We start from the raw sequence: 14589 nt of genomic DNA, 5'->3' as shown, positions 1-14589 counted from the left end.
GGCAGACAGTAGGCAACGCGGAGGTGAACCCGATACGGGGAAAACCCTTGTCCGAACCCCCCTGCCACCCCCACCACCACCCACAGGGAGGGGGCGGGCACCTCGTCGTGAAGTGGCCCGGCCCGCGACCCTGTTGGCCGGTGGCCTCGGAGCCTTCGCCCGTGGGGGCGGTGGGTAGGGTGAGGCGTCCGGGCACCCGTACGCGGGAAGTCGACGCCCGTGGTGACGACGGAGGGTGTTCTGTGGAGGGATCCTTGAACGGGTCACGTGCCGGCGCCGTGCGCACGGCGGCGACCGTGTGCGTCATCGGTGCGGGACTGGCGGGACTGGCGACCGCACACGCCCTGTCGGCCAGGGGGATCGACTTCGTCTGCCTGGAGAAGGCGCCGGACGTCGGAGGGATCTGGCGCCAGCCCGGCGCGGGGGAACGGGGCCCCGCCTATCGCTCGTTGCACCTGAACAGCGCCAAACAGCTCACCGGGTACGCCGACTTCCCGATGCCCGCCGAGCTGCCCCTCTACCCCCGCCACAGCGATGTCGCCGCCTACCTGCGGTCCTTCGCCGAATGGGCCGGGCTGCTGCCCCGCATCGAACTGCGCACCGAGGTGCTCTCCGTGCGGCAGGACGGCGACGGCGCGTGGACAGTCACCAGCCGGGACGCGCGGGGGACGGAGACCGAGCGGCGCTTCGAGCGGGTGGTCGTCGCCTCGGGCCACAACACCGAGGCGGCGCTCCCGAGTTCGCTGCCGCCGGGCGCCGATTCCTTCACCGGGCGGATCCTCCACTCGATGGACTTCCACGACGGCGGCGACTTCGCCGGGCAGCGGGTCGTCGTCGTCGGGATGGGGGCGTCGGGGGTGGACATCGCCGCCGACCTGTCCCGGCACGCCGCGCAGACCCTCCTGTCCGTCCGCCGGGGGCTGCACGTCGTGCCCAAGCAGCTCTTCGGCATGTCCGTGGACCTGATAGCGGACGCGCCGTGGTGGAACGAGATGTCCTTCGCCGAGCAGCGCCGCTTCGTCGAGCAGGCCCTGCGCGTGGCACGGGGCAGGCTGTCCGACTACGGCCTGCCCGAGCCCGACCACCCCGTCTTCTCCTCGGCCGTGACCATCTCGGACGAGATCCTCAGCCGGATACGGCACGGCGGGGTGGTCCCGCGCCCCGCGATCGACTCGCTGGACGGCGGCCTCGTGCGCTTCACCGACGGAACCACGGCCGAGGCGGACGCGATCATCTACTGCACCGGATTCCGCATGGCCTTTCCCTTCCTGCCCGCCGGGTGTCCGGCGGGCCCGCGGCAGGGGGCGGTCGAGCTCTACCGGCGCGTGGTCGCACCCGACCGGACCGGCCTCTACTTCGTCGGCCTGATCCGCCCCGTGGGATCGATCACGCGCCTCGTGGAAGCCCAGTCCCGGTGGGTGGCCCGGATCGTCGACGGCGACGTGGCGCTCCCGTCGGCGGACGTCATGCGCGAGGAGATCCGCGCGTACCTGAGCCGCATCGAGGAGCGCTACGGGCGGACCGAGGGAGCCTCCATCCAGGTCGACGTCGGGCCGTACCTGCGGGAGCTCCGGGAGCTCCAGGACGCGTAGCCGCGGCCCCGACCCGGGAGCCTCAGCCGACGGTTCCGATCCGCACGGGCGGCGCGGTGACGGGGGGCTTCACCCGGTACGCCTCCGAGGAGATGTACGCGGTCACCCGCGCCGGCCGCCCCTGCTGGTGGGCGAGCCCCAGGTAGGCGATGAGCCCGACGCCCTCGTGCAGCCGCCGGGAGGTCACGGCGGCCAGCGAACGCACCAGCGGGGCGGGGTCCATGCCGTGCCGGCCGAGCACGGCCACCGCGCGGTCGAGTGCCTCGCCGTCGTGCGGGGCGTAGTCGCGGACCGGGACGTAGAGGGTGAAGCCGCTGGGCCGGCCGGTCCCCGTCTCGGTGAAGGCGTGGCAGGACTGGACGGGTCGGCGGCCGAGCCGCGGGTCCGGCCCGTCCCCCGCCGCGAAGGCCCCGGCGTCGGTGTCGTGCCCGGCCGCCATGCCGAAGAACCTGCGGACCTCGGCCGCCGGGTCGGCCGGAGCCGCGGACTCCGCCACCGCGCCGGACCCGGTCGTCCGGTCCGGGCCGTCGGCCGCGCGGGACGGGTCGGCCGCGCGGGACGGGCCGGGCACGCGGGACAGGCCGGCCGCCTCCGGCGCCGACAGGTCGTGGTGCGCGAGGTACACCTTCACCCGGGGCTCCTCCCACTCGCCCAGGTCCAGGGCGAAGAACAGGTGGCGGTCGCCCTCGGGCAGCGACGCGAACGCCTGCCGGTGGCCGAGCCGGTGCAGGGCCTCCCGCACCGTTGCGGCGGCACGCTCCCGGCCGGACGCGGCGGGGTTCAGGTACACCTTGACCTTGGGGACGCCGCCGGGAAGCAGCTCCAGTGCACACCACAGCGCCAGCGGCCCCTCGGGGTCCGGCGGGAAGAACAGGTCCTCCAGCTCGTCCAGCCGTGTGGTGTCGAACCCCCACCGGCGGGCCAGGTCGCGCACGACCCGCAGTCCGGTGCGCCCGTTCTGCACCAGGCTGTCGGCGCCGTACCCCGGCTCCAGCAGCACCCGCAGGGTCGGCTCCGCGTCAGCGGTGAAGGAGAGCGAGAACTCCACCGGCGTGTGGTCGTCGGAGAGGAAGGAGCGCTCGGGGGGCGGCAGGTCGAGCGGCCGCTCGCCGACGGGGCCCAGCACCGAGAGCAGCGTCCGTGCGTAGCCCGCGGAGTCGGCCCCGTTCAACCCCGCGGCCTCGCACAGCCGCAGCACCTGTCTCGCCGTATGGCCGCCGAGTGTCTCCCCGTCGGGGGGTTTCGGGGCGACGGGCCGGAAGCCCGCCGCCGCCGGCCCTCCCGGCACGGTCCGGAGCGCCCGAGAAGGTACCCGCCTGGAGGGGCGGGTATCGGAGGGGCCGCGTTCGGTGGGGTGGTGCATGACCGTGGCGTCGTCGGACATCTGGTCCACGACACCTCCTTCGCCTCATGAGCAGGATGGAACAACCGGTGCTCACTACCCTTGAGGCGAAACGTTCATGCTGTGGTGGGAAAGTTAACGGGAGTTGCCTGGATCACTTCGTGATCCAGGTGAGGAACTGGCTCCACATACCGGACCGTTCGCGCCTCCCGCCACCCTGACTCGTGCGCTCGGGCGCCTCCGCTCGGGCTGCGGGAGCGGCCCCGCGCGCCGCGGCGACCTGGGTGAAGCGGGCGGGCAGTGTGGCCAGTCCGCGGTTGAAGGGGCCGGGACGCCAGACGAGGCTGTCCTCCGGTACGGCGAGTTCGACGTCGGGGAGCCGGTTGAGCAGATTCTCCACGGCGGTCACCGTGATCTGCCGGGCGGGCTCCTTCGACGGGCAGGCGTGCGGGCCCGCGCTCCACGCCAAGTGGGCGCGGTTGCTGCCGGCCTGGCGCGCTGCCGTCAGCGCCGGCCCGGTGTTGGCCGCCGCGAAGCTGACCAGGACGAGGTCTCCGGCCCGCAGCTTCTGCCCGGCGAACTCCATGTCGGCTGCCGGATAGTGCGCCGCGAGGTTCTGCATCGGCGGGTTCTCCCACAGCGTGTCGTCGATCGCCTCGTCGATCAGACCGCCCTTGTGGGCGTACGCGTCGTGGGTCAGCAGCCGGTGCAGGGTGTTGCCGATGAGGTTGCGCAGCGGTTCGTTGCCCGCCACCAGGAGCAGGGCGAGCTGGTGGACCATCTCCTCGTCGGTCAGCTTCGCCTCGTGCTGCATCAGCCACGAGGTGACGTCCTCGCCCGGCTTGGCGCGCTTGAGGGCCACCAGCTCCCCGACGGCCCCGAACAGCACCTCGAACGCCCGCTCCGCGTTGACTCCGTCGAACATGCCGGTGATGCCGAACAGCACGCGGTCGCCGATGTCGGCGGGGCAGCCGAACAGCTCGTTGAACACGAACAGCGGCAGCTGCTTGGCGTAGTCGGCGAGGAGGTCGGCCGATCCGCGCGGACCGAACTGCGCGATCAGGTAGTTGGAGACCTGCGCGGTGCTCTGGCTGAGCCTGCGCGAGTCGACCCGGGCCATGCTGTCCGTGACCGCCTGCCGCAGCCGCAGGTGCTCGGGGCCGTCGCTGAACATGCAGTTGGGCCGGTACGCCAGTACGGGCACGGCCGGGTTGTCCGGGCTGATCCGGCCCTCGGCCAGGTCCCGCCACCGGCGCGCGTCCTTGCGGAACGAGCTGGAATCCTGAAGGAGTTGCAGCGCCGTCGAGTAGTCGGTCACGAGGGTGGCCTCCACCCCCGGGGCCAGCTCCACGGGCGCGGTCGGACCGTAGTGGCGCATGTAGGCGTAGTACGCCTGCGGATCGGCCGCGAACCCCGGTCCGTGCAGCGGCACCCGGCCGCCGCTGTTGTGGGCCGGGCACCCGGGCGGGGGCACGGGGGCGGTGTGTTGAGCGTCCATGTCTGTTCCTAGCGAGAGCGGTCCAGCAAATAGCGGACAAGGGTGATCAGCGCGTCGGCGGACGACTTCGGGTCGCGCGCGTCGCAGGTGACGACCGGGGTGTCGTCGAGCAGGTCCAGGGCCTCGCGCAGCGCCCGCTCCTCGCGGATCGGAGTGCCGTCGAAGCGGTTGACGGCGATCGCGTAGTCCAGGCCGTACTGCTCGATCAGGTCGATCACGGCGAACGAGTCCGCCAGCCGCTCCGGATCCACCAGCACCAGCGCACCGAGCGCGCCGCGCGCCATGTCCTCCCACATCTGAACGAACCGCAGCTGGCCGGGCGTTCCGAACAGGTAGAGGACCACGCGGTCGCTGATGGTCAGGCGTCCGAAGTCCATGGCCACCGTGGTGGTGGTCTTGCTCCGGACGCCCTTGAGGTCGTCGAACGACTCGCCGGCGCGCGTCATCGTCTCCTCGGTGGACAGCGGAGGGATCTCCGATATCGCCCCGATGAGGGTGGTCTTGCCGACGGCGAAGTGACCGACGACGAGGATCTTCACGGCGGTCTGTGTCGCTCCGCCGCGCACGTACGCCTGCTCAGCCAAACTTGGTGCGGAGCCCATTCAGTACCTCCTCGAGAATGCGTCGGTCCGTGAGCGGGGCGCGCTGCACGGGAGGACGGGTGATGAGGTAGCCGCCCTCCGTCAGGGCGGACAGCAGGATCTTCACCACGCCCATGGGCAGCCGGGTGTGCCCCGCGATCTCGGCGACCGAGAGGAAGCCGGCGGTGCACAGGTCCAGCAGGCCCTGTTCCTCAGGGGACAGCTGGGTCGGACGCTGGAGCTGGTCGCCCGCCGCCGTCACGAGGGTGATGAGGGACAGCTTCTCCTCGTCGGGCAGCCCGCGGCCCTTGGTGATGACGTACGGACGCACTAATTCCGCGGTCTCGGGCTCCAGCTCGTCGAAGCCGTTCATGAGCGGACGCCGAGGTTCTCGCGCGGCGGCGTCGTCAGCGCCTTGCCCAACTGCCCGACGAGCTGCTGCATCCGGAACGTGATGTCCTGCATGTCGACGTCGGGCGAGGCCGAGACTCCGAGATATGCGCCCTCCCCGGCGGATATCAGGAAGACCCAGCCGCCGTCGAACTCGACGAGCGTCTGCCGCCACTGCAGCTGGCCGCTCTCGATGAAGAACCCGAGCGAGCGGCTGAGCGACTGCACACCGCTCATCGCGGCGGCCACCGTGTCGGCGTTGTCCTTGTGGAAGTCCTTCGTCCGGGCCATCAGCAGACCATCGGCGGAGACCAGGACCGCGTGCAGCGCCCCGGGTATCTCCAGGGCGCTGTCCAGCATCCATGACAGATCGTTGTTCACGAGACCTCATGTCCTTCGCTGCTCGCATCACGTGTGCTGCTCGACGGGTTCGCCGAGTCCGGGCGGGTGGCCCGTCCGATCTCCGTACCCCGTTGGAAGGCGCCCATGATCGCCGCGGCTTCCGCGTCGGAGCGGTTCGCCGACGGCGTGGCCGATGCGCTGCCGGGCACGATCGCCATCGGCCGCTTGCGGCTGCGCCGCGGCAGGCCGTCGACGGTCGAGGACGTCGTCAGCGCGGACTGGGGGCCGGCCGGCTCCGCCGCGGAGGCGGGGGCCGCCGGCGCCGGGGCCGGGGCCTTCTTCACCGGCATGGCGGTGAGCAGTTCGTGCGGCAGCAGGAGGACGGCACGAACCCCTCCGTAGGGTGAGTTGGAGTCCACGGACACCTCGAAGCCGAAGCGCTCGCAGAGCACGCCGATCACCGCGAAGCCGAACTGCGGGGGACTGCCCAGTCCGGAAACGCCCGATACCCGCTCGCTCGACAGGAGCTTTTCGGCCTTGGCCCGCTCCTCGTCGTTCATGCTGACACCGGCGTCGTCGACGACGATGCAGATGCCCTTGGGCACGGTACGGATGTTGATTTCGACCACGGTGTCCGGGCTGGAATAGCTGGTGGCGTTGTCGAGCAGCTCGGCGAGAGCCAGCGCCACGGGTTCAACGGCCCGGTTGGTGATTCCGAAGTCGACCTGCGAGAGGATCTCCACCCGCCGGAAGTGGCGGATCCGGCCCTGCGCGCTGCGGACGACGTCGTAGACCGAGGCGACCTCGCGCTGCCGCCCGAGCCAGCCGTCACACAGGACGGCGATGGACTGGGCACGCCGCCCGAACTGCGAGTTCGTGTGGTCGATCTCCAGAAGGTCCTGGAGGATGACGGACTCGCCGTACTTGGTCTGCAGACCGGAGATGACCGACTGCTGCTCCGCGGCGAGACCCTGGAGCGTCCGCATCGCGGACTTGAGGACCGATTTCGTCGCGTCCTGCGCCTGCTCCTTCTCGGACTCGACGGATTTCGAGAAGCTGTTCTCCAGCTGGGTGTAGTGGGCTTTCATCTCTTCGATCTCACGCCTAAAAGCCCGCGCTGCCCTGCGCTGGCGAACAATGACGGAGACCGCGCCGATGACGGCGACGAGAAGCGCCCAGATTACTGGGTTCTGTATGTAAGACGTCATAAGACTCTCTTCAGGCGACTGACGGCCAGTTGCTGCATTCCGTCAATGCGGGTGGACCGGCGGACCATCCGTACCGGGGACACCGTCCGGATGGTCGCCGTGGTCGGAGATGTCGTCGAAAGTCCATCCGCCGCTCCGCAAGTGCGATGATCGTATCACCGGGCCTGTTGAGGTGATTGACCGTCAATGAGGGCCCTCCTGGTGGGTATTGGCCCGTTCTCCGGTGGCTCCGCCGACCCCTGGTGGCGTACGGGGAACCCTCGGGATCCGGCGGGCGCACGCCGCGCCGGGGTGTCCGGAAAGGGTGGTCCGCGGCTTTCGGGGTCCGGCCGTGGCAGGCAGGACGCCTGAACGTCGCCCTCCATTCGGGCGCTCTTGTCCGGGTCGTGGGACGACCCGGGTAACGGTGTGCGGAACCGCCGGGCGGTCCCCGCGGCGCAATGGGTTCACGGGCATTCACCGGATGGCTTGGAATTGCTCCCGCATAGGGAGGCGGATACCCGAGCGGCCCGCGCATCCGACGCGGCGCTGCCGGACCGGCGAGGGCGCTGCGCCGTCCGAGGGCTCCTGCTCCCGGAAGGTTTCGCGGGGCCCGATGGCGGCTAGGCGCTCCACATGGTGCGAATCGGGTACACGATGATGACCGAGCAGGCCGGCCCGCGCGAGCTGGTCTCCCATGTGGTGGGCGCGGAGCGGGCGGGGTTCGACTTCTCCGTGATCTCCGACCACTCGTTCCCCTGGCTGGACTCGCAGGGACACGCGCCGTACGCCTGGAGCGTGCTCGGCGCGGCCGCCCAGGCCACGTCCCGGATCCCGCTCATGACGTACGTGACCTGCCCGACCTTCCGCTACCACCCCGCGGTCGTCGCGCAGAAGGCGGCCACGATGCAGATCCTCTCCAAGGGCAGGTTCCGGCTGGGACTCGGCTCGGGGGAGCGGCTGAACGAGCACGTCGTCGGCTCCGGGTGGCCCGCGGCCCACGTACGCCTGGAGATGCTGGAGGAAGCAGCCGACATCATCCGGCGGATGTTCACCGGAGAGTACGTGAGCCATCACGGAGCGCACTTCGACGTCGAGAACGCCAAGCTGTGGGACCTCCCCGACGAGCCGCCCCCGATCGGGATCGCCGTGTCCGGCCCCCGTTCCTGCGAGGTCGCGGGCCGGTACGGCGACCTCGTGATCGCCACCGAGCCGAAGCCGGAGCTGCTGCGGCTGTTCGACGCGCACGGCGGCGCGGGCAAACCGCGCGTCGGCCAGCTCCCCGTCTGCTACGACCCCGACCGCGACGCCGCGGTGGCCCGCGCCCACGACCAGTTCCGCTGGGCGCTCGGCGGCTGGAAGGTCAACGCCGAACTCCCGGGCCCGGCCGCATTCGACCAGGCCGCGCAGCACACCCGCCCGCAGGACGTCTCCGACGCCGTCCCGTGCGGCGACGACGTGGACGCCTTCGTCGACGCCGTACGCCCCTACGCGGAGGCGGGCTTCACCGAGGTCGCCCTCGTCCAGATCGGCGGCGACCACCAGGAGCCCTTCCTCGAATGGGCCGAGGCCAAGCTGCTGCCCGCCCTTCGGAACCTGTGAGGTGGCCGCCCCCATGAACCGCGCCGCACTCTTCGACGTCGACGGAACCCTCACGGACACCAACCACCTCCACGTCACCTCCTGGTGGGAAGCCCTGCGACAGGCGGGACACCGGGTGCCCATGCACGCCGTCCACCGGGCGATCGGCCTCCCCGGCGAGGACCTCCTCGACCACCTCCTGGGCGAGGACCGCGACCGCTCCGGCGACGACCGCGTCAGCGCCGCCCACGACACCCTCTACGCCACCTACTTCGACCGGCTCTCCGCCTACGACTCCGCCGCCGACGTCCTGCGCGAACTCGCGGAGACCGGGTGGAAGGTCCTGCTCGTCACCTCCGCCAAGGACCGGGAACTGGAGGCCCTTCGCCGGGCGATCGGCGCGGACGACGCCCTCAGCGGCACCGCGACCTCCGACGACGTCGAGCGGGGCAAACCCGCGCCCGACCCCGTGCTGCAAGCCCTCGAACGGGCTGGGGTGCCGGCCGGGCGCGCGGTGTTCGTCGGCGACTCCGTCTGGGACATGCAGGCCGCCGCCCGGGCCGGCGTGACCCCCGTCGCCCTGCTGTGTGGCGGGATCCCCCGCGCCGACCTGGAGGAGGCGGGGGCGACCGCCGTCTACCGCGACCCGGCCGACCTCCTGGCCGGCCTCGGCGGCAGCCCCTTCTCGCGGGTGTCGGCGGCCTGACCCGGCCGGTGCGGGCGGGCCGTACGGCCGAGGGTGATCATGACGCATCCGGGTAGCCGCAGAACGTGATCACGGTTGGCGTCGAAGAAGAGTACGTGCTGGTGGATCCGGCAGACGGGCTGCCCGCGCCCCTCGTGGAAGACGTCCGCCGCACGGCGGGCCTCGGCCCCCTCGCGGACCGTGCCGAGGTGCAGGACGAACTGCTGCAGGCGCAGGTCGAGGTGGCCACCCCCGTCTGCTCCACCCTGGAGGAGGTGGGGGGCCACCTGCTGCGCCTGCGCCACGCGGTGGCCTCGGCCGCCGAGGCGAACGGCTGCCGGATCGCCGCCACGGGCGCCGCCCCGCTGCGGGGGGCCGGCCCCGTACCGGTGACGCGGACGCCGCGCTACCTGCGGATGGAGGGGGAGGCCCGGCAACTGGTCGACGAGCACCTGATCAGCGGCATGCACGTCCACGTGGCGGTGCCCGACGCGGAGACGGGCGTAGCGGTCCTGAACCGGATCCGGGGATGGCTCCCGACCCTGCTGGCCATGTCGGCGAACTCGCCCGTGTGGGAGGGCCGGGACACCGGCTTCGCGAGCTGGCGGACCATCGTCTTCGGCCGCTGGCCCGTCAGCGGACCGCCGCCCCACTTCGACGGGCACGCCGACTACGAGCGGCGGCTGCAGGCGCTGGTCGCGTCCGGGGTGATCGCCGACCGGGGACAGGTGTACTGGCAGGCCCGGCTCTCCGACCGCTACCCCACCGTCGAGGTGCGCTGTCCGGACGTCCAGATCAGGGCCGACGACGCCGTCATGCTCGCCGGGATCGTCCGCGCGCTCGTCGCCACGGCGATCGCCGAGGAGAAGGCGGGCACCCCGCTGGAGGTGTGCGCGCCGGAGCTGGTGCAGGCCGGGAACTGGCACGCGGCCCGGCACGGCCTGAACGGCACCCTGCTCGATCCGCACGGCCGCCGGCACAGTAGCGGTGACGTGCTGTGCTCGCTCCTGCGCCACATCACTCCCGCCCTGGAGGAGGCCGGTGACCTGCGGCAGGTGAGCGCACTCGTCCACCGGCTCCTGCGGGAGGGCACGCCCGCCGACCGCCAGCGCCGCGCCCTGACCGAGGGCGGACTGCCCGGGCTCGTCGGCCTGATCACCGGCGCGACCGCGCCCGACTGAGGCGCGTCAGGGGACGGGTGCGGGAGATCTCCGTCGCCCTCTGTTCGTCCCGCCTGACCCCGTGCGCGTGAACGGGCCCGAACTCGACGAGTTCGGGTCCGTTCCGCGTCCGCCTGCTACCGCTCAGGATCAGCGGCGCGGGTTCCGCGTCGGCTCAGCGGCGCGGGCTCTTGCGGCTCTCGCCCGTACGGTTCTGGTCGTCCTCGAAGCGGATCTGCTCCTTGCGGGTCACGGCGCGCTCGGCGTGCAGGGTGGCTTCCTTCTCAGCGCCACCGATGTCGCCCCGTACGCGCTTGCCCTCGCGGACGGGTTCGCGTACGACGCGGACCTCCTCGTGGCTGACGGGGACGGTGGTGGTGACGTTCTCGGTGACGACCACCTTCCTGAGGCGGGCCCGCCCGACCTCCTCGTTGGTCGTGCCCACGCGCAGCCGCTCCTCGGAGCGGATCAGCTCGTCCCCGCGGCGCCCGTCGCCGCGGTCGTCGACGTACGTACCGGTCGCGATGCCGGGGGCGTCCACGGCCGTACGGTGGCCCTTGCCCTTGCCCCTGCCCTTGCTCTGCCCGTTGCCGTTGCCGTTCGAGCCGGCCAGGCCGTAGTGCCGGTAGAGCCGGGCCTCCTCCTCGGCGTCCAGGTGCTGGTCGGCGTCGACGCGCGGGGCGTCCTTGACGACGTCCTTGGCGTGCGGGACGCGCAGGGCCTCGCCGTCACTGCGGGCGCCCGCGAGGGGCACGAACGACTCCTTCATGCCGAACCAGCCGGTCTTGACGGTGACCCACTCCGGTCGGCCCGTCGCGTCGTCGCGATAGACCTGACCGATGCTGCCGATCTTCTCCCCGTCCGTGTCGTAGGCCGTCAGATTGATCAGCTGCTCGGTGCTCAGGAAACCGTTTCCAGCGCTCATCGGTGAATCCTCCAGTGCGTACGGCACGCGATCCGCGGCGACCTCGGTGTCCCGCGCTCACCCCGTGCCCTCCTCATAGCCCGCACCCTGCGCCGGGTCTCCGCAACCCGCCGGAGCGGTCCGCCGGCGCGTCGGACCGCCGCAGACGCCGTGGCGCCGGTGTGTATGCGCGCTGTCACCCAAGGCGACCGCATGCGCCGAACGGGTGACCGTCCCGGCCGCCGCCCGCATCAGTGCCCGGTGACGGGGCACCCGACGGGCAGGCAGCCGTACCCGGACCGCCCCCGCACACCCGCCCCGCACGTCCGCCGCGTCCGGCACCCGCGCCGGGCGGGCCGCACCAGACCGAAAGGCACCCCTGTGGCACGCACCGTCGCCCACGTGATCGTCGACGCACTCAAGGACCTGGGCGTCCAGCACGTCTTCGGAGTCGTCGGGGACGCCCTGAATCCTCTGACCGACGCGATCCGCACCACGGACGGCCTGAGCTGGGTCGGCTGCCGGCACGAAGAGGCCGCGGCCTTCGCCGCCGGGGCGCAGTCGCAGCTCTCCGGAACGATAGGGGTGTGCGCGGGCACGGTGGGTCCCGGCTCGGTACACCTCCTGAACGGGCTCTACGACGCCGCCAAGAGCCGCACCCCGGTCCTGGCGATCTGCGGCCAGGTCCCCCTCGCCGAGATGGGCAGCGACTACTTCCAGGAGGTCGACAACGACCTGCTCTTCCGCGACGTGGCCGTCTACCGCGCCACCGTCACCTCCCCGGAGCAGATGCCGCGGATGCTGGAGTCCGCCGTACGCGCGGCCGTCAGCCAGGGCGGGGTGGCCGTCCTGACCGTCCCCGGCGACATCGGCGACCTGGCAACGGGCGAGGACCGTCCCGCCCGCATCGCCCTCGACCGCGCCGTCACCCGCCCCGACGACCCGGCGCTCGCCGAGGCCGCCGAACTCCTGAACGCCGCCTCCCGCGTCACCCTGCTCGTCGGGCGCGGAGCACGCGACGCCCGGACCGAGGTCCTGCGCACCGCCGAACTGCTCGCCGCTCCCATGGTGCTCACCCTGAAGGCCAAGGAGGGGTTCGAGGACGACAACGCGTTCCAGGTCGGTCAGACCGGTCTCATCGGCAACCCCGCCGCCGGCCACGCCCTCGACCACGGCGACGCCCTCCTCATGCTGGGCACCGACTTCCCCTACCGGGACTGGTACCCGAAGGACTGCAAGGTGGTCCAGATCGACACCCGCGAGGAGCACCTGGGGCGCCGGGTCCCCGTGGACGTGGGTCTGGCCGGTGACGTGGGCGCCACGCTGCGGGCGCTGCTCCCGCTGCTGAAGGCGGTCCCGGACCGGGCGCACCTGGACGACGCCCGGGAACGGTTCGCGCACTGGCAGGAGGGTCAGCAGCGGCTGGCCGATCCGGGGCACGAGCACCGCTGGACCGGGAGGCTGCGGGCCGCGCTGGACAACCGCGACCACGAGATCCGCCCCGAGGCCCTGGCCGCCGCCGTCGACGCCTACGCGGACGAGGACGCCGTCTTCACCTCCGACACCGGCATGGCCACCGTATGGCTCTCCCGCTTCGTCACCATGCGCGGCAGCCGGCGCCTGATCGGCTCGTACAACCTCGGCTCGATGGCCAATGCGATGCCCCAGGCCCTCGGTGCCCAGCTGTGGGCGCCCGGCCGCCAGGTCGTCGCCTTCTGCGGTGACGGCGGGCTCAGCATGCTGCTCGGCGACCTCATGACGATCAAGACGTACCGGCTGCCGGTCAAGCTCGTCGTCTTCGACAACCGCCGGCTGGGCATGGTCAAGCTCGAACAGGAGCAGGCCGGTCTGCCCGAATTCGGTACGGAGCTCGACAACCCCGACTTCGCCGCGGTGGCCACCGCGCTCGGGATCACGGGGATCCGCGTCACCGACCCGGCGGACCTCCACGACAGCGTGCGCCGGGCGTTCGACACCCCGGGGCCGGTCCTGCTGGACGTCCTGACGAACCCCGAGGAGGTGGCCGTACCGGGCAAGCCGACCGTCGCGCAGGGGTGGGGCTTCGCCCTCGCCAAGGTGAAGGAGGTCCTCCCGGGCGGCGAAGGCTGACCGGGACCGCGGGGCTGCGCCCGCGGGCAGGGCGTTCCGCGGACCGCGGCGCGGCGCTCGCCGGCGCGGGACCGTCCGGGTGGCGGGCCCACGCAGGTGGCGGAGGGCCGGCGGCCGACGGTGCGCGGGACGGGAAGAAGAACACCGTGTCCGTCCCCCGGCGCGGGGGACATTGCTGAAACGAGGAGCCATGTCAGAACTCTGGAGCTACGGTCCCGACTCCCGCTCCACGGCGGGAGCCAGCCTGATCGGATTCAAGGTCGAGGCGGCCGACGGCCACATCGGCACGGTCGACGAGCACACCCAGGACGTCGGCTCCGCGTACATCGTCGTCGACACGGGTCCGTGGATCTTCGGCAAGGAGGTCCTGCTGCCCGCCGGTACGGTCGGGCGCGTGGACATGGAGGAGCGGACGGTCCACGTCAGCCGCACCAAGGAGCAGATCAAGAACGCCCCGGAGTACGACAAGGAGAAGCACCGCGGCGACGCCGGCTACCGCGGACGCGTCGGCGACTACTACGGCCGCGACGGGAGCTGACCTCCACGCGACACGGCCCCGGTTCCCGTACGCGGTACGGGAACCGGGGCCGTGCGACATACCGCGGCCGGCCGCGGGCGGCGGGGGGACCGCCTCAGAGCGCGCGGGTGAGGGGGCGCGCCACGGCCTTGGCGCGGGCGGCGGTCACCGCGGCGGCCGCTTCGACGGGGCGCCGGACGGCGCGCACCGGATGCCTGTGGTCGAGGGCGTGGCGGGAGCGGTAGGCGAGCGAGGGCTTTCCGTGCGTGTCGGCGGCGGCGATGAGCAGGCCGCCCAGAACGGAGAGGTCCGTCAGGAAGTGGACGCGCTGCCGGGCGCGCTCCTCCCGGTCCTCCACCGTCCAGAAGGCGTGGCCGGCGAGGGCGGTCGGCACCATCGTGGCCGCCAGCACGAGCGCCGCGACGCGGGGCGCGCGCCCCGTCGCGAACAGCAGGCCCGCACCGACCTGGACGGCGCCGCCCAGGCGCGCCAGCTTCAGCGGATCCCCGGCGAGTGCGGGGATGCGGTCACCGACCGCGCGGACGACGGGTTGGGCGTGCTCCGCCACCGCCTCGGGACGGCGCAGGGTGCGCAGTCCGCCGGTGACGAACGGGGCGGCCAGCAGGGGGCGGGCGAGCTTTCGAAGGACAGCCATGTCCCGCTCGTGCCCTGCTCCGGCCCGTCCATCCCGACGCGGGCCG

Annotated in this window: 14 protein-coding genes; 6 read left to right on the top strand and 8 right to left on the bottom strand. The window is 72.2% G+C overall.

Going from position 1 to position 14589, the window contains the following annotated elements:
• Positions 1-254: 254 nt before the first annotated feature.
• Complete coding sequence (locus tag ACFWTC_RS32065) at positions 255-1592, top strand: flavin-containing monooxygenase (protein WP_383932428.1); 1338 nt, start codon at positions 255-257, stop codon at positions 1590-1592.
• Positions 1593-1614: 22 nt separating this feature from the next.
• On the opposite strand, the gene ACFWTC_RS32060 is transcribed toward ACFWTC_RS32065, so the two are convergent.
• The 6 genes from ACFWTC_RS32060 to ACFWTC_RS32035 form a co-directional block, all read right to left on the bottom strand.
• Positions 1615-2976 (bottom strand): tryptophan dimethylallyltransferase family protein, encoded by a 1362-nt coding sequence (locus ACFWTC_RS32060; RefSeq protein ID WP_383932449.1) that lies wholly within the window; start codon positions 2974-2976, stop codon positions 1615-1617.
• A 112-nt stretch (positions 2977-3088) separates the two neighbouring features.
• A complete protein-coding gene (locus ACFWTC_RS32055; protein WP_383932430.1) occupies positions 3089-4432 on the bottom strand; it encodes a cytochrome P450 in 1344 nt (447 codons plus the stop codon).
• Between the two features lie 8 nt (positions 4433-4440).
• Positions 4441-5034 carry an ATP/GTP-binding protein gene (locus ACFWTC_RS32050; RefSeq protein WP_351274165.1) on the bottom strand — a complete coding sequence of 198 codons (594 nt, stop codon included), beginning with the start codon at positions 5032-5034 and terminating at the stop codon, positions 4441-4443.
• A complete protein-coding gene (locus tag ACFWTC_RS32045) occupies positions 5009-5386 on the bottom strand; it encodes a DUF742 domain-containing protein (protein WP_383932432.1) in 378 nt (125 codons plus the stop codon). The genes ACFWTC_RS32050 and ACFWTC_RS32045 overlap by 26 nt, the downstream gene beginning before the upstream one ends.
• Positions 5383-5784, bottom strand: a complete 402-nt coding sequence (locus tag ACFWTC_RS32040) for a roadblock/LC7 domain-containing protein (RefSeq protein ID WP_383932434.1) — start codon at positions 5782-5784, stop codon at positions 5383-5385. Before ACFWTC_RS32040 ends, ACFWTC_RS32045 begins: the two co-directional genes overlap by 4 nt.
• Positions 5781-6953: an ATP-binding protein gene (locus tag ACFWTC_RS32035; RefSeq protein WP_383932436.1), complete on the bottom strand. Its 1173-nt coding sequence runs from the start codon at positions 6951-6953 to the stop codon at positions 5781-5783. The genes ACFWTC_RS32040 and ACFWTC_RS32035 overlap by 4 nt, the downstream gene beginning before the upstream one ends.
• A gap of 615 nt (positions 6954-7568) precedes the next feature.
• Between ACFWTC_RS32035 and ACFWTC_RS32030 the strand changes: the two genes are divergently transcribed.
• The 3 genes from ACFWTC_RS32030 to ACFWTC_RS32020 all read left to right on the top strand — a co-directional run bounded on the left by ACFWTC_RS32030 (position 7569) and on the right by ACFWTC_RS32020 (position 10379).
• Complete coding sequence (locus ACFWTC_RS32030) at positions 7569-8534, top strand: LLM class F420-dependent oxidoreductase (RefSeq protein WP_383932438.1); 966 nt, start codon at positions 7569-7571, stop codon at positions 8532-8534.
• Positions 8535-8547: 13 nt separating this feature from the next.
• On the top strand, positions 8548-9219 hold the full coding sequence (locus ACFWTC_RS32025; protein ID WP_383932440.1) for an HAD family hydrolase: 672 nt from the start codon (positions 8548-8550) through the stop codon (positions 9217-9219).
• Positions 9220-9284: 65 nt separating this feature from the next.
• A complete protein-coding gene (locus tag ACFWTC_RS32020) occupies positions 9285-10379 on the top strand; it encodes a glutamate--cysteine ligase (protein WP_383932442.1) in 1095 nt (364 codons plus the stop codon).
• 154 nt (positions 10380-10533) lie between these two features.
• Here ACFWTC_RS32020 and ACFWTC_RS32015 read toward each other — a convergent pair whose 3' ends face one another.
• The gene (locus ACFWTC_RS32015) at positions 10534-11283 is read right to left on the bottom strand and encodes a DUF2382 domain-containing protein (protein WP_383932444.1); all 750 of its coding nucleotides are present in this window, start codon (positions 11281-11283) and stop codon (positions 10534-10536) included.
• 360 nt (positions 11284-11643) lie between these two features.
• On the opposite strand from ACFWTC_RS32015, the gene ACFWTC_RS32010 reads away from it, so the two are divergent.
• Positions 11644-13371 (top strand): thiamine pyrophosphate-dependent enzyme, encoded by a 1728-nt coding sequence (locus ACFWTC_RS32010; protein ID WP_383932445.1) that lies wholly within the window; start codon positions 11644-11646, stop codon positions 13369-13371.
• A gap of 190 nt (positions 13372-13561) precedes the next feature.
• Positions 13562-13909 (top strand): PRC-barrel domain-containing protein, encoded by a 348-nt coding sequence (locus tag ACFWTC_RS32005; RefSeq protein WP_384029551.1) that lies wholly within the window; start codon positions 13562-13564, stop codon positions 13907-13909.
• A gap of 94 nt (positions 13910-14003) precedes the next feature.
• Here the strand turns inward: ACFWTC_RS32005 and ACFWTC_RS32000 are convergent, their stop codons facing one another.
• A complete protein-coding gene (locus ACFWTC_RS32000) occupies positions 14004-14543 on the bottom strand; it encodes a DoxX family protein (RefSeq protein WP_384029549.1) in 540 nt (179 codons plus the stop codon).
• Positions 14544-14589 lie beyond the last annotated feature (46 nt).

The sequence above is a fragment of the Streptomyces sp. NPDC058619 genome, assembly GCF_042717785.1.
GTDB lineage: Bacteria > Actinomycetota > Actinomycetes > Streptomycetales > Streptomycetaceae > Streptomyces.
The sequence above is the reverse complement of the archived record's forward strand: the minus strand, read 5'-3'. Positions and strand labels throughout refer to the sequence as shown.

Bases quoted from the DNA above. Each gene is read 5' to 3' on its own strand.
- ACFWTC_RS32015 (WP_383932444.1), bottom strand. From the start codon at position 11,283: ATGAGCGCTGGAAACGGTTTCCTGAGCACCGAGCAGCTGATCAATCTG.
- ACFWTC_RS32030 (WP_383932438.1), top strand. From the start codon at position 7,569: ATGGTGCGAATCGGGTACACGATGATGACCGAGCAGGCCGGCCCGCGC.
- ACFWTC_RS32055 (WP_383932430.1), bottom strand. From the start codon at position 4,432: ATGGACGCTCAACACACCGCCCCCGTGCCCCCGCCCGGGTGCCCGGCC.
- ACFWTC_RS32000 (WP_384029549.1), bottom strand. From the start codon at position 14,543: ATGGCTGTCCTTCGAAAGCTCGCCCGCCCCCTGCTGGCCGCCCCGTTC.
- ACFWTC_RS32025 (WP_383932440.1), top strand. From the start codon at position 8,548: ATGAACCGCGCCGCACTCTTCGACGTCGACGGAACCCTCACGGACACC.
- ACFWTC_RS32035 (WP_383932436.1), bottom strand. From the start codon at position 6,953: ATGACGTCTTACATACAGAACCCAGTAATCTGGGCGCTTCTCGTCGCC.
- ACFWTC_RS32005 (WP_384029551.1), top strand. From the start codon at position 13,562: ATGTCAGAACTCTGGAGCTACGGTCCCGACTCCCGCTCCACGGCGGGA.
- ACFWTC_RS32050 (WP_351274165.1), bottom strand. From the start codon at position 5,034: ATGGGCTCCGCACCAAGTTTGGCTGAGCAGGCGTACGTGCGCGGCGGA.
- ACFWTC_RS32045 (WP_383932432.1), bottom strand. From the start codon at position 5,386: ATGAACGGCTTCGACGAGCTGGAGCCCGAGACCGCGGAATTAGTGCGT.
- ACFWTC_RS32060 (WP_383932449.1), bottom strand. From the start codon at position 2,976: ATGTCCGACGACGCCACGGTCATGCACCACCCCACCGAACGCGGCCCC.